The organism is Luteibacter sp. PvP120 (genome assembly GCF_054055715.1).
This window is the reverse complement of sequence record NZ_JBSRXP010000001.1, coordinates 279,586-306,332: the sequence shown is the minus strand read 5'-3', so window position 1 is coordinate 306,332 and position 26,747 is coordinate 279,586. Positions and strand designations below refer to the sequence as shown.

At 62.5% G+C, this 26,747-nt stretch carries 18 protein-coding genes; 14 read left to right on the top strand and 4 right to left on the bottom strand.

What is annotated here, in order from left to right:
• Positions 1–6 precede the first annotated feature (6 nt).
• The 11 genes from ACVKN3_RS01255 to ACVKN3_RS01205 all read left to right on the top strand — a co-directional run bounded on the left by ACVKN3_RS01255 (position 7) and on the right by ACVKN3_RS01205 (position 21,712).
• The gene (locus ACVKN3_RS01255) at positions 7–1,170 is read left to right on the top strand and encodes a flagellar hook-basal body complex protein (protein WP_354513025.1); all 1,164 of its coding nucleotides are present in this window, start codon (positions 7–9) and stop codon (positions 1,168–1,170) included.
• Positions 1,163–1,912: a hypothetical protein gene (locus ACVKN3_RS01250; RefSeq protein ID WP_354513027.1), complete on the top strand. Its 750-nt coding sequence runs from the start codon at positions 1,163–1,165 to the stop codon at positions 1,910–1,912. Before ACVKN3_RS01255 ends, ACVKN3_RS01250 begins: the two co-directional genes overlap by 8 nt.
• Positions 1,913–1,917: 5 nt before the next feature.
• Complete coding sequence (locus ACVKN3_RS01245) at positions 1,918–2,235, top strand: FliM/FliN family flagellar motor C-terminal domain-containing protein (protein WP_354513029.1); 318 nt, start codon at positions 1,918–1,920, stop codon at positions 2,233–2,235.
• Complete coding sequence (locus ACVKN3_RS01240) at positions 2,232–2,576, top strand: hypothetical protein (RefSeq protein WP_354513031.1); 345 nt, start codon at positions 2,232–2,234, stop codon at positions 2,574–2,576. Before ACVKN3_RS01245 ends, ACVKN3_RS01240 begins: the two co-directional genes overlap by 4 nt.
• Entirely contained in the window at positions 2,573–3,301 is a 729-nt protein-coding gene (fliP, locus tag ACVKN3_RS01235) for a flagellar type III secretion system pore protein FliP (protein WP_354513032.1), read from the top strand. Before ACVKN3_RS01240 ends, fliP begins: the two co-directional genes overlap by 4 nt.
• Position 3,302: 1 nt before the next feature.
• Positions 3,303–4,028: a sigma-70 family RNA polymerase sigma factor gene (locus ACVKN3_RS01230; RefSeq protein WP_354513034.1), complete on the top strand. Its 726-nt coding sequence runs from the start codon at positions 3,303–3,305 to the stop codon at positions 4,026–4,028.
• Positions 4,029–4,060: 32 nt separating this feature from the next.
• Positions 4,061–4,384 (top strand): hypothetical protein, encoded by a 324-nt coding sequence (locus tag ACVKN3_RS01225; protein ID WP_354513036.1) that lies wholly within the window; start codon positions 4,061–4,063, stop codon positions 4,382–4,384.
• Between the two features lie 91 nt (positions 4,385–4,475).
• Positions 4,476–20,066 carry a LysM peptidoglycan-binding domain-containing protein gene (locus ACVKN3_RS01220; RefSeq protein WP_354513038.1) on the top strand — a complete coding sequence of 5,197 codons (15,591 nt, stop codon included), beginning with the start codon at positions 4,476–4,478 and terminating at the stop codon, positions 20,064–20,066.
• Between the two features lie 20 nt (positions 20,067–20,086).
• A complete protein-coding gene (locus tag ACVKN3_RS01215) occupies positions 20,087–20,371 on the top strand; it encodes a hypothetical protein (RefSeq protein WP_354513040.1) in 285 nt (94 codons plus the stop codon).
• Between the two features lie 261 nt (positions 20,372–20,632).
• Positions 20,633–20,863 carry a hypothetical protein gene (locus tag ACVKN3_RS01210; RefSeq protein ID WP_354513042.1) on the top strand — a complete coding sequence of 77 codons (231 nt, stop codon included), beginning with the start codon at positions 20,633–20,635 and terminating at the stop codon, positions 20,861–20,863.
• A gap of 3 nt (positions 20,864–20,866) precedes the next feature.
• A complete protein-coding gene (locus tag ACVKN3_RS01205) occupies positions 20,867–21,712 on the top strand; it encodes a hypothetical protein (RefSeq protein ID WP_354513044.1) in 846 nt (281 codons plus the stop codon).
• On the opposite strand, the gene ACVKN3_RS01200 is transcribed toward ACVKN3_RS01205, so the two are convergent.
• Both ACVKN3_RS01200 and ACVKN3_RS01195 read right to left on the bottom strand, forming a co-directional pair.
• Positions 21,704–22,779, bottom strand: a protein-coding gene (locus ACVKN3_RS01200; protein ID WP_456991027.1) for an IS3 family transposase whose coding sequence is annotated in 2 segments (ribosomal slippage) — positions 21,704–22,521 and positions 22,521–22,779 — 1,077 coding nt in all. Because the reading frame shifts where the segments join, the coding sequence is not laid out codon by codon here. The two genes, ACVKN3_RS01205 and ACVKN3_RS01200, sit on opposite strands and share 9 nt — an antisense overlap.
• Before the next feature lie 76 nt (positions 22,780–22,855).
• Positions 22,856–23,806: an alpha/beta fold hydrolase gene (locus tag ACVKN3_RS01195; protein ID WP_456991025.1), complete on the bottom strand. Its 951-nt coding sequence runs from the start codon at positions 23,804–23,806 to the stop codon at positions 22,856–22,858.
• Between the two features lie 128 nt (positions 23,807–23,934).
• Here ACVKN3_RS01195 and ACVKN3_RS01190 point away from each other — a divergent pair, with 128 nt between their 5' ends.
• The 3 genes from ACVKN3_RS01190 to ACVKN3_RS01180 all read left to right on the top strand — a co-directional run bounded on the left by ACVKN3_RS01190 (position 23,935) and on the right by ACVKN3_RS01180 (position 25,272).
• Positions 23,935–24,516, top strand: a complete 582-nt coding sequence (locus ACVKN3_RS01190; RefSeq protein ID WP_354513046.1) for a CGNR zinc finger domain-containing protein — start codon at positions 23,935–23,937, stop codon at positions 24,514–24,516.
• A 157-nt stretch (positions 24,517–24,673) separates the two neighbouring features.
• Entirely contained in the window at positions 24,674–24,877 is a 204-nt protein-coding gene (locus ACVKN3_RS01185; protein ID WP_036141265.1) for a hypothetical protein, read from the top strand.
• A 50-nt stretch (positions 24,878–24,927) separates the two neighbouring features.
• Positions 24,928–25,272, top strand: a complete 345-nt coding sequence (locus ACVKN3_RS01180) for a hypothetical protein (protein WP_354513047.1) — start codon at positions 24,928–24,930, stop codon at positions 25,270–25,272.
• A 271-nt stretch (positions 25,273–25,543) separates the two neighbouring features.
• On the opposite strand, the gene ACVKN3_RS01175 is transcribed toward ACVKN3_RS01180, so the two are convergent.
• Positions 25,544–25,996 (bottom strand): hypothetical protein, encoded by a 453-nt coding sequence (locus tag ACVKN3_RS01175; RefSeq protein ID WP_354513048.1) that lies wholly within the window; start codon positions 25,994–25,996, stop codon positions 25,544–25,546.
• Positions 25,996–26,655: a contact-dependent growth inhibition system immunity protein gene (locus ACVKN3_RS01170; protein WP_354513049.1), complete on the bottom strand. Its 660-nt coding sequence runs from the start codon at positions 26,653–26,655 to the stop codon at positions 25,996–25,998. The genes ACVKN3_RS01175 and ACVKN3_RS01170 overlap by 1 nt, the downstream gene beginning before the upstream one ends.
• Positions 26,656–26,747: the final 92 nt, after the last annotated feature.

Sequence of the window (26,747 nt, the reverse complement as noted above, 5' to 3'; positions counted from 1 at the left end):
CGACCTATGTTCCAGGCCCTGTTCAACGGTCTGTCCGGCCTGTTCGGCTTCTCCAAGAGCCTCGATCAGATCGGCAGCAACATTTCCAACATGAATACGCCGGGGTATCGGGGACGCAGTGCGTTCTTCGAAAGCACCGGCGACGGTTCGGGTACGCAGCTCTCCCAGCAGTTCACCGACCTGTCCGAAGGCGATACGCAGCAGACCGGCACCGGAACCGATGTCGCGATCCGTGGCAAGGGCCTGTTCGTGCTGCACGACAAGGAAGGCAACACGTTCTACAGCCGGGCAGGGCACTTCCGTTTCGACGACACGGGAACGCTGATCGACGATACGACGGGCTACAAGGTCGAGTCCCTGAACAGCAGCGGCGCACTCTCGGATTTCAGCATCGACGGACTGACGACGTTGCCACCGACGCCCACCACCTCGATCACGTTTTCCGGCAACCTGGCGAAAACCGACACAACCAAGCAGGTGACCGGCCTGCAGGTCTACGATGCGGCAGGCGTGCTGCACACGCTGACCGCCACGTTCACGAACACCAATGCGGCTACGGCGAACAGCTGGTCGGTATCGTTCAAGGACGACACGGGGACCGTGGTCGGTACCGGCCAGCTTCGCTTCGACACCACCGGAGCCCTTACGCCGGGCTTCAGCGACGTAAGCCTGCACCTGTCATACAACGGCACGGCGCAGACCGTGGCGGTGTCCATGGGTACCGCAGGTACGTTCAGTGGCGTCACCCAGCTGAGCGGTACCGCGTCCAGCGTCGGCGGCAAGGTGGTCGACGGCCACGGCGTCCTGGGTATCTCCAATTCCACGTTCGACGACGATGGCGTATTGCAGATCACCTATTCGAATGGCGAGCAGAAGCAGGGGCCGCGGATAGCGCTCGCGACGGTCAGCGACGAACAGCGCCTGGATGCCTCGCGTGGCGCACTCTACACCGCGCCCGCCTCGCTCGAAGTACGACTGGGCAAGGCGAACGATGCGAATTTCGGCTCGATCCTCGGTGGCTCGCTCGAATTGTCGAATGTCGACCTCACCCGTGAGCTCACCCAGATGATCATCGTGCAGCGCGGCTACCAAGCCAGCTCGCGTGTGCTGACGGTCACCGATGGCATGTTGCGCGACCTGTACTCGAGCACCGGAGGCGGCGGTGGCTGAGCGTATCGGCTGGATCGGAAGCACTCGCCGCGAGGCGATCCGTCAACGGATCGCGGCGGTCGCCGCTACGTGGTGGCGCGAGTGGTCGTGCGTGGCCGACGGCGTGGTGACAGTGACCCTCGATGCCATGGACACGCATCCAGGCGCATACGCGATCGACGACGCGGGCTCGGTCGCTATCGAAAATGCAGCGGGAAATACCTTGCTGGCCGGTGCCTTGACGGCAACGTGTTCCGACCAAGGCAACCCGTTGGCACGTTTCGTGGGTGATGCCGCGATCGGCGATCTGCTGGCAATGCTTGCAGGTCAGTCCGGTCTCGAGCCCGGGTCGGCGGTGCTCGACGTGACCGCCCACGCCGCGCTTTGTAACGAGAAATACGGTGCCACGGGCTTCGTGCTGTCGGTCGGGCCGTTACAACTGCGCATCCGCTTGTCGCGTACGGCGGCGGACCGATGGGCGCCGTCACCGGGCACATCGTCGGCCCCGCTGGAAACCCGACAGGATGCAGCGAGCGATGCCCTCGCGCGGCTCGCCGCGACACTGGACCTGGGCGATATCGCGTTGTCCGAACTGGGCGGCTTACGGGCCGGCGACGTGCTGGTCACCCAGGCCCGCCTGGATACCGCGCCGCGGCTGAGCCTGATCGACGGCACGGGCGAATTCGTCGCTCGCGGCCACCTTGGCGAACGCGAGGGCCGCCGCGCCCTGCGACTCGTCTCCCCCCTGATATCCCTGGAGTGAATGCCATGAATTCCGTCCTTGTCGAGCCCTTGTTGCTCGAACCCCTGAGCCCGCCGGCCGAGACCACGGTGGGTGCGTCGATCGCCCCCGACCTGTCGATGGTGGGGCACGTCCGCGTGAAGCTGACGGCAGCCCTCGGTGAGGCCGACGTGCCGCTGTCCGAACTGTTCGACCTAAAGACCGGTCATATCGTCGAGCTGGACAGCCTGCTCGACCAGCCGATCACGCTTTCATTGAACGGAAAGCCCGTCGCCACAGCCCACCTGGTCGCGGTCGGCGACCACTTCGGCGTCCAGATCGTGAAGGTGCTCGCGCAGGTATGAGCGTCCCGACCGTGCCCGTGTCCTCGTCATCGACCGGCATTCCCTTCGGGCAGGGGCCGCAGCCGACCGTGGGCGGGTCCTTCGGTGGCATGGCCGTGGCGATCGTCCTGTTGGCGCTCGCGTATCTGGCGCTGTGGTACCTGCGTAGGCGTGGCGTCTTCGGCGGCGTGCCGTCAGTGTCGTCGCCCACGGCCGGCATGACCGTCGAGCAACGATTGCGGGTCAGTCCGACCTGCATGGCCTTCGTCCTGAAGGATGCCGATCGCCGCATGTTGCTGGTGGAGTCGCGTCACGGCGTGCACTTGCATGCACTGGGCCCCGACGGGGAGGGACGACCGTGAAGAAGACTTGTCTGTCGCTCGGTCTGGGTCTGCTCGCGCTGCTGCTGCCGTGGGCCGCGGGCGCCGACCCCTGGCAGGATGTGGCCGGGCAGAGCGATATCGCACCCGCACTGCGACAGGTCATGGTGCTGACGGCATTGTCGATGATCCCGGCCCTGCTGATCGCGATGACCTCGTTTACCCGCATCGTCATCGTGCTGTCGATGATCCGCAGTGCGTTGGGGCTGCAGCAGACACCGCCCAACGCGGTCATCATTACCTTGTCGCTGTTCCTCACCTTGTTCTCGATGGCACCCGTATTGCAATCGGCGAAGGAGCAGGGGCTCGATCCCTGGCTGGCGAAGACGACCGATACGGCGACGGCCGCTGCCGCGGGATTCCAGCCTTTCAAGCAATTCATGATCCGGCAGACGCGCGAGGGCGACCTACGCGCCGTCGTCGATATGGCGGGGGCACCGCAGCCGCGTTCGCTGGCGGACGTCCAGGCGTTGCACCTGATTCCCGCTTTCATGCTGAGCGAATTGCGTACGGCCTTTCAGATCGGTTTCGTGATCTTCCTGCCGTTCTTGCTGATCGACCTGGTCGTTGCGGCCATCCTGATGGCGCTCGGCATGATCATGGTGCCACCGGCGACGGTGAGCCTGCCGTTGAAGATCCTGCTCTTCCTGCTTATCAACGGCTGGGTGCTGGTGGCACAGGCGCTGCTGGGCAGCTACCGCCACTGACATGGCCGCCGTGCTCGCCGACCCGGCATTCGACTCCGTACCCTTCGACACCGCTGCCGGATGGCAACGCTGGAAAGCGGGTGACGGACAGGCGATCGATGCCCTGGTGAGCCACTATGCCTCGTGGGTTCGTGGCGTGGCGCGTAGCGTGTTCCTGCGCGTGCGCGGTCGCGGCGACGACTGGTCCGACTACGTCCAGAACGCGACCGTCGGCCTCCTGGAAGCCATGCGTGCCTTCGATCCCGAGCGCGGCATACCGTTCGAGCGTTTCGCCCATGCGCGTGTGCGGGGCGCCGTATTCAACGGCTTGCGTGCGCTGCGGCTGCTCTCGGCGGGCGTCCAGGCGCGACAGACCGACGACGGTACGGACGATCTCCTCGACCAGCCTTTCGACGATCCGGTGGAGCGCCTGCTGGCCATCGTGGCGGGGCTGGCGACGGGGCATGCCATGGCGATCCACGCCGAATGGGCCATGCAGGCCACGCATGAGACGCCCTACGAAGCCGCGCTTCGCAGCCAGCTGGGCGAGCGCCTGTCCGCATTGATGCGCAGGCTCACGCACAACGAACGCTCGGTGGTCGAGCTGCACTATGTGCAGCATTTACCCTTCGTGCAGATCGCCGACGTGCTCGGAGTGACCAAGGGCAGGGTGTCACAATTGCACCGTCAGGCGATGGAACGGCTACGCGAGCGTATGATGCACGACCGCTGGCAGATCAGTCTTTGAGCATGGATCCCCTCCGCCCCGACACCACGCGCATGATGACCGAAGCGCTCAGCGCGCTACGCAAGCCGGAAGCGCGAGGCCAGGCCTTCTCGACCGCCAGTGCACAGGCCGCGCAACCGCTGTCGTTGCGGCAGCGGTTGCGCGCCATCGTGGGCGATGCGCCGCATACGGAGCGGGACATGGATGCTCTGCGCCTGCCCTTGTTGCGATGCATCCTCGCCGAGCAGTGGGGGGATCGCGCCACGGACGACCCGCTATTCCATGAAATCCTCGCTGCCGTCGATCATGACATGCAGGGCCGCCCCGAGCTTCGGCATGTTCTTCACGAAGCGGTGCTGGCTCTGCTGAAAACGTAATATCGAAATTCACCCTAAACTTTTTCTGCAAATCATGGATTGACACTCTAGTACGCCGCGAAAGCGGCTTGGTCTGGCTGGGGTATCGATCATGGTTGCAGTGGTATCGGGTAACGGGCTCGGCCTGTTGAATGGATTCAGGCCGGGTGCGGGTGCCGCGGTTGGTAGCGGGTTGGTCGGGCAGGGTACCCAGTACCTCAACGCTGCCAATGGCCACCTTGTTCTGCAAGGTAGCGACGGTGGTCTCACCTTCGACGGCATGGCACTCTCCGACACCCGTACCTACAACAGCGCCGGGTCTGGGGTCGGCGGCAGTTGGTCCTTTGGATTCAGCCGCTCCATTGTCAACCTCACTGGCACAGCTAACCAGGCCGGAAGTACGGTGCAGCGACAGGCCGACGATGGCTCCCTGGTCAACTATTCATATGACGCCAATAGCGGCCTTTATACCGCCACGGATGAATCCGGCGCCATCGATACCCTGGCCTGGAACACGTCGTCCAACACGTGGACCTGGACAGCGGGGAGCAGCGGGCTGAAAGAAACCTACGACAACCAGGGGCTCCTGACCACGATTGCCGACCCGCGCTCCGGTGCGGTTTACAGCCTGGATTATGTCGATGGTCGACTGCACCAGGTGCGCGCCGGCGATGGCGATGCGCTCGTCTTTGGCTACGACGCTCAAGGCCGCCTGGCAAGCCTTTCCACCGTGTCGATCGCCCTGAACGGGATGGCGGCTGTCGACCGGCAGGCGGTGAGCTACGGTTACGATGCGCTGGGTCGGCTAAGCTCGGTTACCACCTCGCTGGTCGGTGATGACGGCAACCCCGCAGGCAGCTTCACCACCCGCTATACCTACGACGGCGATAGCATGCGCATGGCCTCCATGGCGCAGGACGATGGCCTGTCGGTAAGCTATAGCTATACCCTCGTCGATGGCCAGTACCACCTCAGCCGCGTGGCGGCAGCCATGAATGGCGAGCTTCAGAACGTCCAGGTCATGGACTACGCCACCACCACCGACAGCGGCCGCGCCTACCTGCTGACTACGGTATCGGATGGTGCGGGTCGGGGCTGGATTTACAAGACGGATGATAGCGGCCGGATTTTCAACATTACTTCGCCGGCGGTGGATGGTCAGCGCGAAGTAACGACTTATACCTACGATGCCCGGGGCAACGTGCTCACGGCCTACGACGCGACTGGCCGTGGCGTGACCTACACCTACGATGCGCATGGAAATCGCATCATGGAGGAAGATGCGGCAGGCGACACCGTGACACGCACGTTCGATGCCAGCAACCGCGTACTCACTGAGACAACATACCAGGCAGCCCATCCGGATGTTGCCTCCGTCGCCGCCACGTCGGCGAGCACTGTCCGCTACGTGTACGAAACCAATGGTCGCCTGCGTTACGTGATCGACGCCGCTGGGGACGTCACCCGCTACGACTACGACGATAACGGAGTGCTGAAAGTACAGTGGAAAGCGACCACCCGGACCTTCGACTTGACGGGTCTAACGCCGACCTCCGTGCCCACGCTCGGTACCATGGGGGGCTGGTGGAACGACAGTGATCCGGACAGGAGTGAGAAGATCACGTTCGATTATGACGCGCGCGGCCAGCTGATCGCCCGGGCGGATTATGTCCAGTCCAATTCGTGGAACGGGATCCAGATCACTAACTACATCCATGATGCCCGTGGGCTTCTGGTGCAGGAATCGACGGCTTACGGCACTGGTACGGTTACGAAAAGCTATGCCTATGACGGCCTGGGCCGCCAGATCGGCAGCGTCGACTCCTCAGGTCAACGCACCACATGGATATACGGTACGAATGGCCACGTTATCGTTACGACGACGGATGGTAACAGCGGCCAGTCCACGATCGCCAATCAGGCCTACGATGCTCGCGGCCAGTTGGTATCTTCGACAGTCTCGGCGTCGGATGGCAGCCTGTCACGAACGACACGCTTCGTGTACGACGCCTCCGGTGAGCTGGTTGCCACCCAGGCAGCAGATGGTGCGTCGAGCTTCCGCTTCTACGACGATGCCGGAAATCTGGCCGCAACCGTCGATCCGACAGGTGCCGTGACGCAATACGTTCGTGATGATGCTGGCCGTCTGCTCACGCAGATCCTGCGGGCAAACCTTGCCAATACTACCGGCTGGCTTGGCGACAACGGCGTGACCGTCGACGCATCGGCCTTGAACGTGGCAGTGTCCGCGCTCGACGCGATCACGCGCTATACATACGATAGCGCCGGCCGTGTCGAGACGATCACCGATCCTGCAGGTACCACGACGACCCAGACTTACGACGGTCTGTCGCATGTCGTCCGCACGGTGACGGGCACGGGAGACCAGGCGCGCATCGTGCGCCGCTTCTACGACGTGGCAGGGCGCGTGGTCGGCGTACTGGATGCGGAAGGTTACCTGACCGAGACCAGCTATACGCCAGCCAATGAAGTCGGGCAAGTGACCGAGTGGGCCAACCGTAGCCCGGCTGACAAGCTGGCCGATGGATCCTTGGATGACCTGCGTCCGGCGGCATCCTCCGCGGATCGTGTCACGCAGTACCGGTACGACGCCGCAGGTCGTCTCGGCGCCGTCATCGACGCGGCATCGTACGTCACGATCTACACGTACGACCCGGTTGCGCACACACGCACGACCACACGGTCGACCATCCCGCGCTCCGATTTCAGGACATATTCCACATGGAGCGTGCTAGGTGCCTATAACTACTGGCCCGCACAGACGGTCGACAAATACGACGGCGAGGATCGTCTGGTGTCGCATACCACCCAGGATGGAGTGGTCATCTCGTACGCCTACGACGGTGCCGGCAAGCTTCTTGCTGTCTCCGAGACCGAGGGCGCATCGACGGTTACCCGCGAAACGCGCCAATACGATCCGTTGGGTGAACTCATCCGCAGCACCGACTCCCTGGGAAGGGTAACGACGTACAGCTACGACGCCGCGGGGCGCGAAACAAGCCGCACGGAGCCGCTGGGTAATACGACGTGGACGGCCTACGACGCGGATGGCCGCGTGCGATTCGTTGCGCAGGGCTTTGCCGGTCCGGATGGCGCGGCAAATGCGCGAGTCGCGCTCACCGAGACGGCTTACGACGCATGGGGCCGCGTGGTGCGCACCACTGCCTACGCGAGCATGGCGAATCGCGGTGCGGGTTCGACGACCGACCTTGCTGAGCTCTCCACGCTGGCCGCCAGCGTGGCCGACCCCAAGTCGGACGCTACGGTGACGCACAGCTACGACGCCAAGGGACGCGTAGTCTCCACCACGGACGTGGCCGGCGGGGTCACGCATTATGACTACGACGCTTTCGATGACCTGACGGCGATTCAGGTCCCCAGCCGCGACGGCATCCCTCCGACCACGCTGCTGACCTACGATCATAGCGGCAAGGTGTTGGACAGGACAGACATCGCGGGCAACCTATCCCGCACCGCAGCGCATAACACCTACGACGCCTTCGGCGACTTATTGACATTGACGGATGCAAACGGCACGTCTACGGCATTTGCCTACAATGCGCTCGGCCGCCAGATATCCCGTACCGACGGTGTTGGCACGGAAAACTACCAGGCATCCATTACCTATGACTTCCTCGGTCGGGTATTGACCAGCACGGATGGCACGGGCCATACCACGTCTTACACCTTCGACGATAGCAATAGGGTAGTGACCGTCCGCTCAGGTGGCGGGGTAATAGTCACTCGCACCCAGGACCACGACGGTCACGTCGTTTCTGTAGGCGACAACGCTGGCAATACCACCCGTTATAGCTACGACACCGAAGGTCAGCTGGTTTCAACCACCGACGCCGACGGCGCGGTATCGACGACGGCACGGGACGAAGATGGCCACGTGGTTCTCGCGACGGATGCGGAAGGACGTAAGGTGGCACACACCTATGACGCCGCCGGACGCGAACTGACCGAGGTAGTCGATCCAGACGGATTGGCCCTCACGACGACCTGGACCTACGACGCCCTCGGGCGGCAGCTCTCTGTCTCGGATCCATCGGGGGTGGTCACACGTTACACCTATGGGACGACCGGTGCTGCGCTGACGGTGGTGCGCGACGCTACAGGCAACGCGACGATCGAGACCTACACCTACGATATCGACGGCCATGTGCTCACCTCGACGGTCAGTTCGCCCGGGGAAAGGTCGCAGGTGACGCGCTATCGCTATGACGGGTGGGGCCGGCTTGTTGAGCGCACAGCCGATGCGACCGGGCAGGCCCTGACCACTTCGTACGTGTATGACGTGGATAACAACGTCATCGCCACGTCGCAGCCAGATGGCACCACGACTTATGCGGCGTACGATGACCTCGGCCATCTGAGATATACGCTTGACTCAGCGGGCAAGCCTGGTGCCGGCATGGGTACGTTGACGCGCTACTGGCACGACGCACTGGGACAGCAAACCGCCGTGCGCTATTACGGAACCCTGGTCTCGATGTCCGAGGTGGCCGCCGACGTAGTGAACCGTCGGGATAGTACGACTCTGAATGCGACGTTCGCAGCCCTGGACGCCAGTGCCGCGACGGGGACGTTCGAAGAGACGCTGGACGTTTATGACGGTGACGGCCGGAAGGTCGTCGAATTTGGCCGAAATCATGAGCAGACTCGCTGGTTCTACCAGCCTGACGGTCGGCTAGATGCCGTCCTGGTCAATTCCCCACCCAGCCAGTCCAGCGCGACGGAAAGCGAGAAGGACGCTATCCGTAACGACACCAATGCGTTGACCAACGCGCAGTGGATGGGAAACGATTACGCGGGCACGTGGTATAGCCAGACGAGCTACGTCTACGATGCGGCAGGGCGGGTCATCTACCAGCTCGACAAAGGCGTCATCGATGGGTCTTCCGGCCAGACCGTCCACAGGAACACGTACGACGCAAGCGGGTTGCTGGTTGCCTCGACCGACTACACCACGGGCATCGGCGATCCCGCCGCTGGCATGACCGTCTCGACGATCGATGGCTACATGGCGGGCTCGGCGCAGAACTCACGTACGACGCGCTTCGTTTATGATTCGGCAGGCCGACAGGTAGCCCAGATCGATCCGGACGGTGTCGCGTCGTTTACATTCCGCGATGCGGACGGGCGCGTTACCGACACGATCGGCCGCGATGGCTCGTCGAACCATGTCTCTTACGATGCGCAAGGGCACGTCGTCGAGATGCGCATCGCCGCGACCCGCATCGATACGAGCGGTTGGCTCGATGACGGCGGTGTGCCGACATCGGCGATGACCTCGTACACCTACCGGGCGGCGGCCGATGACGATGTCACCCAGCATGCCTACGACGATCTCGGCCAGCTCGTGTCGACGCACCATGCAGGTGTCGAAACCTCCTACACCTACGATACGGCGGGCAAGCTGCTCAGCCAGGTCGCGCACGACCTGGCGCCGGGCGGCACGACCCGTACGACGCGCTATTTCTACGACGGTAACGGTCGCCAGGTGGCCGTCCTCGACCCGGATGGCTCGTTGCAGACGGTCGCCTATGACGTGGCCGGACGGGTCGTCGGCAGCCGGCGCTTTTCGACCCTGACCGATCCGGGCCTTCGCGACACGGGGACGCTGGCCGAGCTGACGCCCACGGCCAGCCCAGCCGACGCGGTCACCATCACGTTCTACGACGGTTACGGTCGCGCCGCGGGCCAACTGGATGCCGACGGCATTCTTGTCGTCGAGACGTTCGACGGGAGCGGCAGGGTCGTTTCCCGCACGCGCTATGCGGCCGCGGTAGCCGAAGACAGTCGCGGCAGCCTTGCCGCCGCAGTGGCGTCGCTGACGGCAGCGGGTGTCGGCTCGCAAACGGAGCAATGGGCGTATACCGCCGGGGGTGCGTTGATATCGCACATCGATGGCAACGGCCTGCGGACCACCTACGACGTCGATGCCCGGGGGTGGGTGACCGGTGTCCACCAGTTCGACGAGCGGGTGAACTACTACCGCCATGATGCCATGGGCCACGTCATCAGCGAGTCGACCAAGGTCGGTGTCTACCAGGCCGACCTCGTCGCGTCCGGCTCGTCCACCTACGACCTGATGGGGCGCCTTTCGTCGCATACCGACGGCGCCGGCAATACCACGTGGTATGTCTACGACGCGGCGGGGCATGTCGCCTTCAAGGTCGTCGGTGAGCGCGGTACCGACGGAACCCCGAACGGCAGCGCGGACGTCACCCAGTGGATCTACGACGCACAGGGTCGTCCGACCCGCGAGGTCGATTACAGCGCCTCGATCGATCCTTCCAGCCTTACCGGCATGACGTCCCCGGCAATCCTCGAAGCGCTAGCGGCGGTGCCTGCCAGTGCCGATCCGGATGGCGTAACTCTCTACACGTACGATGTCGCCGGCCATGTCACCCGGCTCGACCAGGGTGGGAATGTCACGACCTATGCGTACAACGGATTCGGTGAACTGGTCTCGCAGACGGAGCAGGGGGGCTTCCAGCGCACGACCGTCTACGAACGCGATGGATCGGGACGCGCCACCCGGACTTTCGTAACCGTCCCGTCGAGTACCGGCACCACCATCATTGCCGACGATCGCTGGACCTTCGACGGCCTGGGCCATGCGGTGATGCACACCGACCTGACCGGACATCTCGACACCTACGTATTCGATCCGTTGGGCGAGCAGCTTTCGCACTCGCTGACCGTGCAGGGTAGCCAGCGTACCGAGGCTGCGACCTACGACGGCTTGGGACGCACGCTGAGCGTGACCGACACCCAAGGTCTGGTCACGACCTACAGCTACGACGACACCAGGCACGAGATGACGATGACCTCGCCCGGCGGCCTGGTCACCGTCTCGGACTACAACGCCTGGGGCCAGCGGATACGGATGCAAGGTCCGGACGGGCAGGTCACCCAGTATCTCTACGACTACATGGGAAACCTCAGCGAGGTCGACTACCCCGACTCGACGAAGGAACTTCACGCCTGGGACTTGGCGCACCATCAGACGTCATTTACCGATGCAGGCGGCGTCCGCACGGACTACGCTTATGATGCGGCGGGCCGCGTGCTCACGGCCACCGTCGATCCGCTCGGATTGGCGCTGAAGACGACCACCCGCTACAGCGGTCGCGGCCTGGCGCTCACGGTGACCGATCCGCTCGGCATCGTTACCGCGCTTACACACGACGATCGAGGCAACGTCATCCGCATGCAGGTGACTCCGCTTCAGGGCATGGGTGGTGCCAGGGACATCCACTACGCCTACGACCGGGACGGCCATGCCGTCGACGAGGTCCACGAGGACGGCACCGAAGCCGTGCGCCAGTACGATGCCGCGGGCCACCTTGTGTTCGAGCAAGGCCTGACCGGGCCGTCCATCAGCTACCGCTATGACACGGCCGGAAACCTCGTCGAGAAATCGTCGGCGGGATTCAGCTCGATCTACGTCTACAACGAAGCAGGCGAAGTACTGTGGGAAGTCGACGACGTCGGCACCTCGTCGCTGGACCCGGCCGGGCTTGCTGCGCAGACGATACGTGGCGCAAGCGTTGTCCAGACCCACCGTGACGCACAGGGCAGGGTCGTTGGAACGACCCGCTACGCCACGCTGCTGTCCACCACGACCGTGGCCGAGCTCCGTGCAGGTGATGGCGATACGGTGGACGCGCGACTCGCGACACTTGCGGCGGTGGTGTCACCGTCGCCGGACGACCGCAGCGACTATCGATTCTTCGACGCGGCCGGCCGACTTGCCTTCACCATCGACGCGGAAGGAGGCGTGGTCGAATACCGCTACGACAACGCGGGACGCCTGCTCGACCAGATGACCTATGGTAGAGCGGTCGATATCCAAGGCAGCTTCGGCACGGCGCTTCGGCGCGGCGCCGCCAGCCTGCAGGATATTCGCGACGCCATCGTCGCCGCCGGTAACACGGATGACAATGCGCGGTGGGAACGCCATTACTACGATCGTCGTGGGAATCTGCGCTTCCTCGTCCAGTTCAACGGAGCCACGAACAACAGCGAACTCATCTTCATGTACACCTACGACGGTGCGGGACGCCTCGTGGGTGAAGGCCAGACACGGAGCCTCGATCGTGGCCATGCACTGAGCCAGGGTTCGTCCGAAGAACTCCTCAGCGAGATCAGCGCGGCGTCGTATCTTCACGATCACGTCTACGATGCCGCGGGACGCGAGATATACAGCGTCTCGGAGATGGGAGCGGTTACGCAGTACGATCGCGATGCCGACGGCAATGTCATCGCCAAAATCGTCTACAGCAACCGTATTCCACCCTATTCTTGGGACTTCAAGGGCGAAACCGCAGCCGCCAATCCGAACCCGGGCGATAGGTACACCACTTTCTACCAGTACGATGCGCAGGGTCGCGTCGTCAGCTCACATGATGACCTCAATCCTGGAGCCGTGAGCCACTACAGCTACGACGACCGTGGCAACAAGACATCGTATACCGATCCTTCCGGCAGTACCTGGACCTACGCCTACGATGGCCAGGGGCGACTTGCCGCCGAGACCGGACCCGCCGTTGCCCAGTCATGGTTTGACGACAATGGGGTTCTCCATACGGGGATGGGGTCGATCATCAAGTCGTACGCCTATGGCGACGACGGCCAGGTGCTGCGTGAAACGACCACGGGCATAGGCGGCTCCATCGCCTCGACGACCTACGTTCGCGATGCGCGTGGCAACATTCTCGAAAGCCACCAAGCCAGCGGCGGTGCTTACGATCCCGCCCAGGGGAAGATCGTCGATGCCGCGCCGGCTGCCATCACGACGGTAGCGCGCAACGCATTTGGTGAGGCTGTCGTCACCCGGGATGCGCTGGGTCAGTACAGCTACGTCGTCTACGATCACCAGGGCCGCGTCTCGTTCGACATCGACGCGGGAGGAGAAGTCACCGGATACGCGTACGACGCGTATGGCAATGTGACCAGCGTTACGCGCTACGCAACGGCTTTTGCTTTCGGTGCCGTTGGGCACGGCTGGACAGCAGGAACCGCTCTCGAGCCTGGGGATATCGATGCCGGGCTGGTCAGCAGCGGCGACGATCGTGCCGTGACGACAACGTACGATGCGTACGGCCGCAAGTTGAGCGTTGTGCTTGCCGAGGTCGATTTTGTCAGCGCCGATGGCGCGTCCGGTCGTGGCCGGCCGACGACCACCTACACGTACGACGCGAATGGGCGACTCGCGAGCGTGAATGTCCTGCGCCTGGCCGCCGATTCCGTCCATTATTCGGACACGTGGCAAACCACCACCCATCAATATGACAACGACGGCTTCGAGACCTCCACGGCGGGTATCGCCGGCGGCTATGTGAGCCGTACATTCGACGCGCTCGGGCACGTGCTTTCGGAAACGTACTACAACCCATGGGATGCTCAGAATCCTTCCGACTATCGGATAAATACCTATACCTACGACAAGGCCGGTAACCGCACCAGCGAAGCCACCAGCCGTACATCGGCGGATGCCCAGGGTAATCAGTCCAAGAATACGGCGACGACGTACTACGGCTATGACGCCATGGCCCGCGTGACGTCCGTTACGCGGGACGGCAGCACGATCACAACGGTGTATGACGCCCTGGGACGCATTGCGGAGGTGGATGCGCCGCCGGTCAAGATGCTCGTGTCCGACTGGAAAGAAAGGTTGGCCGCCGACCCAAGCCTTACCCTGGCAAGCGACACGCTCTACCAGGTCGGCTACGACATTGCCCGCTTTGGCTACGATGCCGCCGGGCGCAACATCGTGCAGACGCATACCGCTTCCAACGGTGCCCAGGGTTCCGACACCTACACCATCTACGACCATGCTGGAAACGCGGTCGCCACCTGGACCCAGGCGCAGGGCGGCTCTGCCGACCCATCCATTTCGACCGCTACCTACAACGCTTACGACGCCACCGGCCGCCTGCTGACCAGCACGCATTGGCAGGTCGGCATGGATGGCTCGCGCGGATTGGTTGTCACGCACCATCGCTACGACAGCAACGGCCACGAGGTTGAGAACTGGACGGTCGGTGCTACCGGCGTCACCGAGAGTCAGCGGGTCACCGCCTACAACGCGTTCGGCGAGGTAACGCAGACATCCAATGCGCTCGGCGTCCTCAGCGTCATGACGTACGACCACGCTGGCCGTGTCGCTACCCGCATCGACGGCGAAACCGGCGTGCTGCACCGCTATGGCTACAACCTCGGTGGAGACATCGAGACCGATACCACGCCGATAACGGGTGGTAACGATGACGTCGTCGGCCATTTGCGCCGCGATGCGAACGGCAACGTCGTCGAGCAGTGGTCCACCCTGGATGGCGTTATCCAGCCTGGCTTGATGGTGTACCAGTATGACGTATGGGGTAAGATCACCCTTTCGTACGATCTCGAGCACAAGTACCTCTACTATTCGTACGACGAGCTTGGCAACCTGATCCGGGAGCGAGAGCCGGGCGACTCGGTCATCGGTGCGAATGGCGTCAATACGGGCGCGCTCGTCGTCACGACCAAGGGCTATGACGCCGCCGGTAACCTGATCCGCGAAACGGACGGCAACGGCAACAGCACCACGTACGAGTACAACGCGGCCGGGCAGCTGCTGAAGATGCTCGATGGTGCAGGCGACGTCACGCTCTACGCGTACGATGCCATGGGCAATCGTGTGGCGACCGAGGTCGATGCCAGCGTCAACGCGCATGAGATCTCGTTCGTCGATGTCGATTTCCTGGGTCGGACGGTTCGCGAAGGGGACTTCGGCGCCGATGCCAACGGCACGCGCGCCGCTACCTGGCGACAGGCTTACGTCCTCGACCAGGCAGGCAACCGCCTGGTGACCTATGACGGCGTGGGTGCGGCCTTGCTCCAGGCCGGCGACACCACGGGTGCCGACAGGCGCGCGAACTATTACGTGTACGACAGTCAGAACCGGGTGATCTACACCCAGAACGGGGTACAACACGCGGCCACGGCCGAACACAACGGAAGGCTGTACTTCTCCGGCATGCCCACCGGCACCTTCGGCATGCAGCCGTTCAACCCTGATTTCGAGAACGGGGACAGCGGCTGGGACAAACTGCCGGGTTGGTCGATCATCCAGGGCACCAAACCCGCGAACGGAACCTGGGAAGGCGTCTACGACGGTACAGGCGCGTCGACCATGATCAACCAGAACCGTGCGCCGGTGGTATCGGGTCAGTCGATCACGGCCCAGGCGAGTATCGCGCTCTACAAGCCCGACGGTACGCATCCCGGTGGCGCGTTGTTGCTGATGTGGTTCGACGCCGCTGGCAACCTGCTGCGCTACGACAAAAGTAAGGAGATCGTCAACGGCGACCAGGGCGAGTACGAGGTCGTTTCCGTGACCGGTACGGCGCCCGACGGCGCGGCATACGCGACGATCGGCCTGAGCGGCAGCACCGATGGCAGTGGCGGCTCCGCGGTGTTCGACGCCGTGCAATGGAATTACCAGTTCCTGGTGCCCATGCCGGACGACAACACCGAGTACGGCAACCGGTCGGTCTATGATCTGAACGGCCATCTGTTGTCACAGACCGACGCCGACGGAAATACCCAGACGTGGCAGCGCGATGTCTATGGCCGTGCATTGGCGCACACGGACCTGTCGGGCGCTAGCTATCAATACGCCTACGACAAGGACACCGGCCTTCTGGTCAAGGAGACCGATAACTGGCAGTCCCAGATGACCGGAGCGTCGGCGCCGGCCTATGTGGGAGTGCGCCCGGTGTCGTCATCGTGGACGACCTACCAGTACACCGCGACCGGCATGATTGCGCGGATGGATCGTAGTGACGGCAGCTGGGCTACCTATGGCTATAACAGCCGTGGCCTCCTCAGCCAGGAAGACAACTCGGTCATCGACGGCGGTGGCCAGACGATAACCCAGCATCAAAGCATGCAGTACGACGGGCAGCGCCGTCTCATCAATGTCACCATCTACAACGACAGCCAATATCCGCTGCGCTGGGAAAACATCGGCTACGACGCCAACGGCAACCGGCGTCGTATTGTCACGGGCGGCACCGTGGGGGCGGACGATTCCGATGCCTGGTACGACTACGACGGCGCCAATCGCGTCACTGTGTCGGCGGGCAAGCTGGTCGATGGCGCGATTGTGCTGGATTCGGGTAGCACATCTTTTGGCCTGGCTTACGACGGCGCAGGCAACGTACGAGCGCGCTATACGCTCTCTGGCACGACCCAGCGTATCCAGCAGAACGTCTACGACTTGCGGAACGAACTGATTCGTTCCGACTACGCGGTGACTCTCAACACTAAGGAGGACAACGGTATAGCGGAGACGCGTACCTACGACGCCAACGGAAGCGTCATTACCGACGTACAGTACTACGCACGTGGCGCGCGTTCCAACGTGCGTTACAACCCCAAGACGGACCCGGACAGCCCGCAGTACCTCGATGGCGCCAGCCCGTCTCAGGGCAACGACATCGGTGGCCGCATCTACAACGCCACCATCAGCCGCTACGATGGCTTCGGGCGGTTGGCCACCCAGCAGACCTATGGCCATGCGGATTTCTGGGACGGTAGCGGGGGCGAAACGACGCCCGATCCGCTGCCCGCCGATGGCGCGACCCAGTGGAGTGGCATGACCCTGAAGAGCTCCGTGCTCTATCAGGGCCCGGGCGGTGTATCGGGCTACGACGCGATGGGTAATGCCGTTTTTTACCAGTACAAGACCGGTACGACGCGGACCGACCAGTACACGGTCAGCTACCTTAAGAAAGACACCTATCTCGAAGCGGCCACCATCGGCCAGAACTCGAGCAGCAACAGCGATGTGCGAACCGCGACGGACCAGAGCTACTACAACGCATTCGGCGATCGCATCGCCATCGTCCAGCACACCCAGTACGCCTACGGTACGGTCCAGGACCAGGTACGCCTGTTCGCCGCCGATGGGCGAGGGCAGATCATCAATCGCAGGGACGGTACCGCGAACGGCAGCACCATCGATCAGGGTAACAGCGCCGGCACGCAGACGCAGCACTACTACTACGTCAACGGTCAGCAGTACATCCACAGCAACGACGCCCGGCTCTTCGACGTAACGAGCCAGGTCACCGCTTTTTCCAGCGGAGATGGCTCGAGCAACTACGTGGTACAGCAGGGCGATTCGCTACGCACCATCGCCCAGGCCGTCTACGGCAACGCCAGCCTGTGGTATGTGGTGGCCCAGGCCAATGCGCTCAACGGCGACAACGACCTCACCGTCGGCCTGACCCTGACGATACCGTCGATCACCACGACCAAGAACGATTCGACGACGTTCAAGCCGTACAACCCCAGCGAGATCCAGGGCAGCACCACACCGAACCTGCCGGTGATCGCGCCGCCTCCGCCGCCGCCGAAGCAGCATTGCAATGTGGTGGCCGCGATAATCGTGATCGCCGTGACCGTGGTGGTCAGCTACTTTGCCGGTCCGGTGGCAGGCAACATCGCCGGGCAGCTGGTCGGCGATGCGCTGGGTACGCATCACGGGATCAGCCTGCAGGAAGTAGCGATTTCCGCCGTGGCTTCCGGGGCAGGGCAGTACGCCGACCAGTTCGTCAGCGGTGTCACCGGTTCGGCGGTGGCAGGTGGCGCAGCAGGTGCCGCCGCTAGCTACGGCGGTGCGGTAGCGACCGCGAAGGTGTTGAACGAGCCGACACACTTCAGCCTGGCGGGCCTTGTGGCCAGCGCAGCCGGTGGTGCTGCGGCGGCCCAGATCGGTCCGCTCTCCTATGACCAACTGGGCGGTGATGCGACAGCCGGACCGCTATCGTCGGCGGGGGCGTCGTTCACCCAGGCAGCGGTAACGCGCGAGGTGAGCGAGGCCCTGGGTGACCATCATGTGCAGAGCTGGCAGGACATCGTCGGTAACGCGATCGGTTCCGGCGTGGGTGCAGCGGTGCGTGATCGCCTGGTCAGTACCTACGCGGCGCCTTCCTCGCGCAATCAGGTAAAACTCGACGACAGGGTGGCAGCCAATCTGGCGGCCGAATCCTCGCGGGTAGCTAATGACATCGAAGGCACGACCGAAGCGAATCTAAGGGGGTATTTCGCGGCAGCCAACGGACAGGCTGCCAATACGCTGAACACTGCACTCAGTCAGATCGGGCTCGCGCCGGTGGTTGGCGTTCCTGGCACCAATTTCGGGGTGTCACCGGCAAATGCCTACCTGGGTGCGGACGTCTCTCGCCCGGATACCTCGCTAAATCGCTATCTGGTCGCCCCCGACTCGCAGGAATACTGGGGTGGCAACGGACACGCGACCGCCGGTGACTTTTACGCGGTGAAGGGTTCTGCGCTTCCCGACCCGGAGAAGCCGTCCAACCGGATCGACTTCAGCAAATTCCCTGTCGACAATCGCCCGGTCGCACGTTCGCTGCCCCCGATCACCGGCGTGACCAGCGTCATGCCGGATATCGGGGAGCCGGACACGACCTTCCAGATCGACGACCCTTCGTTTGATACGTCTTTCGTTACCCGTGCACCGGACTTGACGTCGGCTGATTCAACGAGTCCGAAGTACAACGCCTTCCTGGGCGGCGCAGCCCGTGCGGCGGGCTCGCTTGCCGGTATCGGTGAGTCCATCTACGACGTAGCTCGTGGCTTAACCAACGTGGGTGGCCTGCTGGGCTCGGCATACGTGGAACGTATCGCCGGACGAGACGGAGTGAGCGATGCGCTCTTCAATGTCCATACCGACGCCTTCGACGGGGCGGCCGATCGTCTGGGTAGCGGCCTCGTGCAGCTCGGTAGCGCGGCGGCGGCATTTGCGCGACATCCGGTCGACCAGACAGCCAACTACGTGGGTCGTCTGAAGGGCGATCTGGACCATGCGGCTGCACTGAGCGATTCGACTCGGTATGCCGATCAGTTCGACTCGGGACGAGCGTTCGGCAAGTTGGCCGGTGAGGTCGCGATGAATATCGACGGCGGCACCGCGTTGGCCAAGGCAGGTATCGGCGTGAGCCGCGTGGCGGGGAGCTTCACTGCCGACGCGTTGTCGACTATGACGTACAGCCGTTCCACGGGCGTGACCTTCGAAGCTGGTTCTGGGCGCTTCGCGTTGCGTTCGCCGTTCTATCCGTTGGAAGGCTTCACGCCCACGTCGATCAATACGCCCATCGTGCCGCCAGTGGGGGTGCGCTCGCCTGTCGTGCGGTTGGCGGACGACGTGGGGTCTGTTAACGTCACAGACAAAGCACCGACAGCAACGCAACTTCGTAATATGCCGGGCATTACTACAGTCAGCCGTGACCTTGAGCCTATCTCTGGAGCTTGGCTAGATGCCGGTAAGCCGACTCCAATTCCAGCTCAGGTCGGGCAGGCATTGGCCGGTAAGCGGTTCAATACTTTTGCCGATCTGAGGTCTGCGATTTGGGAAAATATTGGCAGCAACCCTGATCTAACGGCTGGATTCAGTCGTCGGAATATCGTCCAGATGCAGAATGGCTTTGCGCCGTTTGCGCCCTCAGAACATCTTAATGAAAGTGGTGCCTTTGGCCAGTCATTCAATCTTCACCATGAAGTGCCAATCTCTGAAGGCGGTTCTGTATATGATCTAAGTAACCTTCAGATTGTTTCGCCTAGGACTCACAATGACATTCACTATGGATCTGGACTGTGAAAAGTGATGAGGATAATGAAATGAGCGAGATGTCCAGTAGGGAAGACTTATTGGAAACGTTGAAGGTAATGGGCCAGCCAAAAAAACACGGACTTACTCAAGGTGATCTTGACCAGATACTGATCAACTTCTGCGCGAAATGTCCTGATCCGGTTCGGGCAAGGTGGCTCGTTGTGGAATGTCTTGATCCTATGACCGACGAAGAGCTTGTTGATCGCATACTAAATATGCCGATTCTTCCCATGGCTGATGTTCCAACTTCAGTAGTTCCAGCTGAACATCCCGCTAGAAAATCGGCTCAATAGTAAATCTAGGTACGACGACGGGTCGTCGTACCGCTACGCGTACGACGCCAACGGCACCCAGGTCCACCAGGAAGCGACCACCGTGGATGACGGCAACCGCGCGGTGCACACGTTCATCACGACCGCCTAAGACAGCCATAACCGCATCGTCCATGTCACCTCGGACGATGGTAGCCGCGTGCTGGGCGAGACGACCAGCTACGACGCGGTGGGCATCGCCGCCGCATCGTGGCGACGGTTACGGTTACTGTGGGCAGGACCGTGTCCTCGAGCACGACCTCCTGGTATGTCCACGATGGCGCCAACCGGGTCACGGTGTCCGATGGCGACCTGGTCGGCGGAGCGGCATCCATTGCCGGACGCAGCACCTCGTACGGCCTGGGTAACGACAGCGCGGGCAACGACAGCGTGCGCACGACCGTGTCCGGCACGGCGATCCTGGTCAAGCGCAGCGTGTACGACGAGCGCGGCCAGTTGAGCTGGGCCGACTAGGCGGTGGACATCACCGCCGGCGGCACCATGCGTGGCGTGGCCGAAACGCGCACCTACGACGCCGCCGGTCACGTCGTCACCGACAACCAGTACTACGCGCTGGGGACCACGGCCAACAAGCGCTACAACGCCAAGACCGACCCGGACAGCCCGTATTACATCGGCAACGGTGCGGGTGGCACGCCGGGCAACGACATCGGCGGCCGGCTCTCGACCGCGACGATCACCCGCTACGACACCTACGGTCGCCTCGCCGAAGAGCAGACCTTTGGTCACGATACGTACTGGGACGGCACCAACGGCGCGACCACGCCGGGCGCGGTGCCCGATGCCAACGCCACCAGCTATGCAGGCATGACCTTACAGAACGCGGTGCTGTACCAGGGCACCGGTGGCAGCGCCGCGTACGATGCCATGGGCAACGTGGTGTTCTACCGGTACCAGAACAGCGCCAACCGGATCGACCAGTACACGGTCACGTACCTGAAAAAGGACGATTACCTGGAATCGGCCACCAGCGGCCAGAACATCTCCAACACGCCCAACGTGCGCCCGGCCACGGACGAGAGCTACTACAACGTCCGCGGCGAGCGTGTCGCGATCGCGCAGCACACCCAGTACGCCGGCGGCACGGTGGCCGACACGGTCCGCGTGTTCGCCTACGACGGCAACGGGCAGATCGTCAGCCGTCGCGACGGCACCGCCAGCGGCGACACCATCGACCAGGGCACCGGCACGGCGGCCGCGCAGCGCAACAACCACTTCGTCTACGTCAACGGCCAGCAAGTGGGCCATCGACGTCCCCCCGCCTTCAGTAGCGGTCCGATCTTGAGTTCAGGATTAATGTAACTGTTTCGCGTAGGCAGCGGGAGTCAGTCCGCCGAGTCCTTTCTTCGGCCGTTCTTCGTTGTATTCCCGTCGCCAGTTTTCGATTTCGGTTCGGGCATGCAGCAGGCTGGGAAACCAGTGTTCGTTGAGGCATTCATCGCGAAGCCTTCCGTTGAATGATTCGATGTACGCGTTCTGATTCGGCTTGCCGGGCTCGATCAGGCGCAGCTGTACGCCGCCTTCGTGCGCCCATGCGACCATGGCCTTGCCACAGAATTCCTTTCCGTTATCGCTGCGAACGATCTTCGGCAGGCCCCGTATGACGGCCAGGCGATCCATGACACGCGTCACGCCGATACCTGATATCGCCCGCTCGATCTCGATGGCGACTGCCTCATGCGTGGCGTCATCGACGATCGTCAGGCACTTCAAGACGCGCCCTTCGGCGGTGCGGTCGAAAACGAAATCGATGGACCAAACCTCGTTCGCGGCCGCGGGCCGGAGCAGTGGCTGCCTGTCGGCCGGAGGCACCTTTTTCCGTTTCCGCCGGCGCACCTGCAGATTCGCCTTCTGGTACAGGCGCTCAACTCGCTTGTAATTGACCATCTGTCCGGCCTGGCGGAGTTTGAGGTAGATCATGCCGACGCCGTAGCGTTTATGGCGATTCGCCAGCGCGCAGATCATCTCGCGCAGCTCGACATTGGGGTCGGGCCGCGGCTCGTAGCGGTAAGCGCTTGCGCTCATGCCGGCGATCGCCAGCGACCTGCGCTCACTCAGTTCCTGGCCCATCAGATAGCGCACCAGCTCGCGCCGGTCCGGTGCGCTCACCATTTTTTTCGCAGAGCTTCCATGATGACCTCGTTCTCCAGAAGCTGCTCGGCAAGCAGCTTTTTAAGGCGTCCGTTCTCCGACTCCAGGTCCTTCAGCCGCTTGGCCTCGGGCACGCTCATGCCGCCGAACTTGCTTCGCCACAGGTAGTAAGAGGCTTCACTGAAGCCGTGCTTGCGGCACAGGTCCTTGACCGGCATGCCTGCCTCGACCTCGCGCAGGAAGCCAATGATCTGCTCTTCGGAAAAACGCTTCTTCACGTCCAATCTCCTTCTCGTGGGGGATTGAACTCGAAACCGGGGCGCTACTCAAATCTGGGGGGATGTCGGGCCATGCCTATTCGCGGGCTACCAGACGGTCGAGGAAATTACGGATCCGTAAGCCGATCTCTAGCCCATGCGATTCCAGAGCGAAATGCCCCGTGTCGTAGAAGTGCACCTCGGCATCGGGCAGATCGCGTTTGAAGGCCTCCGCACCTTGGGGCAGGAAGAAGGGATCGTGTTGGCCCCATACGGCGAGCAGGGCAGGCCGATGCGTGCGGAAGTAGGCCTGGAACTCCGGATACTTGGCTACGTTATTGCGATAGTCCAGGAACAGGTCCAGCTGTATGTCGTGGTTACCCGGCCGCGACACCTGCGCGAAGTCGAGTGCATAGGTCTCCGGTGCCACGAGCGACGGGTCGGGCACACCTTGGGTGTATTGCCACTTGATCGCCTCCAGGCTCAGGAACTCCCGCACCGCCTCGCGATTGGCATCGCTCGCGTCCTGCCAGTATTTCTGTATGGGATTCCATCCCTCGCTCAGGCCTTCCTCGTAGGCATTGCCATTCTGGGTCACGATGGCGGTGATGCGCTCCGGGTGCGCCGCCGCCAGACGCCAGCCGACGGGTGCGCCGTAATCAAACACCTGCATTGCATAACGCTCGAGGCCAAGTGCCCGGGTGAAAGCGTCCATCGTCGTCGCCAGACGATCGAAGGTGTATGCATAGGCCGCGTGCTCGGGCACCTCGGTCAACCCGAAGCCGGGCAGGTCGGGCGCGACGACGTGATAGCGATCGGCCAGCAGGGGAATCAGATTGCGGTACATGAAAGAGGACGTTGGGAAGCCGTGCAGCAGCAGGATCGTGGGGGCGGCGGGATCGCCTGCTTCCCGGTAGAACACCTTTACACCGTCTGCCTCGGCGTAGCGGTAGTGGACAGGCATCGGGGGACGCGGGTCGATTATGTCGTGTAGTTCGGTGGCGGCTGCTGAGGCAAGCGTTGCGAGGGGAGGATTTTGGCTGGACATCGGAGACTCCTGGGGTACTGAGGGATGTAACTTTAAAACGTGGTTTAAGAAAGTTACATCGGATCCCTGTAACTGGTCAATGTGTAATTTAGTGGTTACACTGGGCGCACCCTTCCTGGACGCAGCCCATGGCTACCTCCGTCATTCAAAGCGGCACTGCACCCCTGTTCCTCGGCGACGATCTCGCCCTCGACTTCATCAACAGCGCGTACGGTCCTTCGGGAGCCCGCATCGATCACTTCGAGGATCCGGAACGTACGTCGGCCTGGTTCGCGGCTGCCGGACTCGCGACGCCGGTAGCGGGCAGGGCGCGCGGCGCCCTATCGGCCGACGCGAGACAACTGCGCGACCATGCGCGCGATCTCGTGGAGCGGCGCAAACGAGGTGAGCGCGCCGACCCTGGCCTGCTCAACCGCGTGCTGGAGGCGGGAAGTGCCTATGCCACGCTGGACTGGCCTGCCGGCGACGTTCCCTCCATTGCCATGCATGAACGTGCGGAGGGCACGTCGGGACTGTTGCTGCCTGTGGCGAATGCGCTCGCTACGCTGCTTTCCACGGCGAACTTCGATCTCGTTCGAAAGTGTGAGAGCGACGAATGCACGCTGTGGTTCCACGACCGCACGCGCTCGCATCATCGTCGCTGGTGCAGCCAGGCGACGTGTGGCAACCGGATGAAGGTGGCCGCTTTTAGGGCGCGTAAGCGCGGGTAAACCGCGATGTTGGCCCTAATTAGGCAACGTTGCCCTCGCGCGGCAAGTCGACACTGGCAGGTGCGGGAGCCGCGTTGTAGGTTCGGCACATGCCGAACGTTCCGGATGTCCGTAGGCAGGGGAGTGCACCCAGACATCCATGAAGAAGGAACGTCTTATGAAGAAGCTGCTGATTGGATTCGTCTTGCTCACCGTCGCGTTGGCGACGCAGGCATCGACCGCGACGAAGATGCATGGCCCGCTACAGGGATTCTTCCCACCCTCCTGCCTGATCGGGCAGACGCTTGTCACCCACTATGACGCGAACGGGCGGATCACCGGCTACGAATGCGTCGGCACGCCTGATCCGAACGGGCGCTAATGGCGGCTACGGGGAATCGTTAGCCAGACGCGGCCTACGGCTCAGCGGCGGTGTCGATCGCCGCTGATCTTGTTAGCCTCGGCGTGCTGGTGGGCCATTCAGTCGTGCCGCATCCGGGCTTCTCGCACGCGCCGCGTCCGTCATCCGGACATGGCCTCGGCAATAAATATTTGTTCGGCTTCGGAGGTTGGAAAAAAGCGGCGAGGAAGGACCATGGCGCTGCTTTGAACCAGAAACACCCAGTATTTGCGGGTTTGAAAGAGATCCGTGATGCAACGCCAATTGGCGGTCATCATCAGGTCGCCCAAATCATAGACGAGCGCCTCCGGGGTCAAGCGAAGCGTGAGCGGCTGCTCGTATGCCTGACCTCGCTCAGCAAGAGCCTTCCGCATTGAAGAGCTGGCCAGTCTTTGGATTATCAGCAAGCCCACCCAAGCGCCCACGAAGGCGAACTCGACCGAAATCGCGGCCGCGGTCCATGATCCCGATACCTATCCACCGACAGGGATGCCGATCGCTAACATACAGATCAACAGGACCAGTTTCATCTGCCGTGGTGACACGCCTCTTGGACCCTTGATATAGGCCATCGCGGTTGTGGATTCACCGGCCGTCATAACCCCTGTCGCTTCCATCCAGTTCCTTCAAAGCAGCTTTGGGCCGACGCTAGCTACGCAGATCACGCGAAGCGCGATCAGGTCTCACTATGGCCCAGAACGTGCCGCCGACGAGGGCCCCGATCGCTGCGAAGGATAGTGGCACATAGGGGCGACTGACGATGGTTTCCGCGAGATAGGAGGCCGAGAAGACCAGCCCGTCCCGGACAAAGCCTGCGATGAAGGCAAGCGCCCAAATAAACAAAGCGCCGGCGGACCACGTCATCAGATAGGCCCGGACCGAACGATGATCGCGCCGCTGAAGCATCTTGTGGATCGGCAGCCCGACTGCCAGGACCGATATATATCCAAACACGCCACCCAGTGCAGCACCCATGCCTATCCAGGATTCCCGACTGACGCTTTCCAAGAAGTGGGGTGGTGGTGACAAAACAGCGATGATTGTCATGGCAACTGGGGCCCAAAGGGGCGCTAACAACAGAGCTGTAAACAAGCGCTTCATTAAAGTCTCGCTTCCGTCTCGCTGACACTGTCCTGCGCCGACAGCTCGGCAAGCTGCCGGAACTCACGAAAACCGCCGAACCCGCTGGCCTTAAGATCGAGCCAGCGCTTGCCGAAAACCAGCGAGGCCCGATCGCCGTAAAGCTCTTCGAATCGCTGCAACTCGGCCATAAACGCTCGCTTTTCATCCCACGGAAGCGCGCCAAGATGGATCGCCAGGACATTCGGCATGCTGTTCACGCCTGACCGCCCGAGCCTACGGGCTTCGGCAGCCATGGGATGCGGATGGAGGCGGGCGCTTGCGAAGCGGCGCAACTGCGGGAATTCTGGATTCAGATCCTCCTCCAGAAACTGACGGAACAACGCGGGATGATCGACGAGAGCCTCGACCATTTTGAGGAAATCGCCCACGCTGAGCCCGACCTCGCGAGGATCGAGATCGTCGCCAAAAGCCCGTAGGAATGCCGCGTTCAGATCGTCGGCATGTTGTTGCCAGAAGCTTTCGATATCCGTCTGAAGCGCGCGTCCCGCCTCGCCAGTCAGACCGCGCACATACTGCGCCACGGCTTCGGGAACGGTCTCAGCCTCGAGGTCCATGTCCTGATGGAAGCAATGGCCCATCATGGCGGCAAGAGACGGAAATGGCAGGTCAGCGCTCAAAGGAAAATGCGCCCAAAGACGATGGGCGAAAATACCACCACGCCCACGTGAAAACCATTACCCCCAGTGGGACAAATATTAAGCAGGCAGCA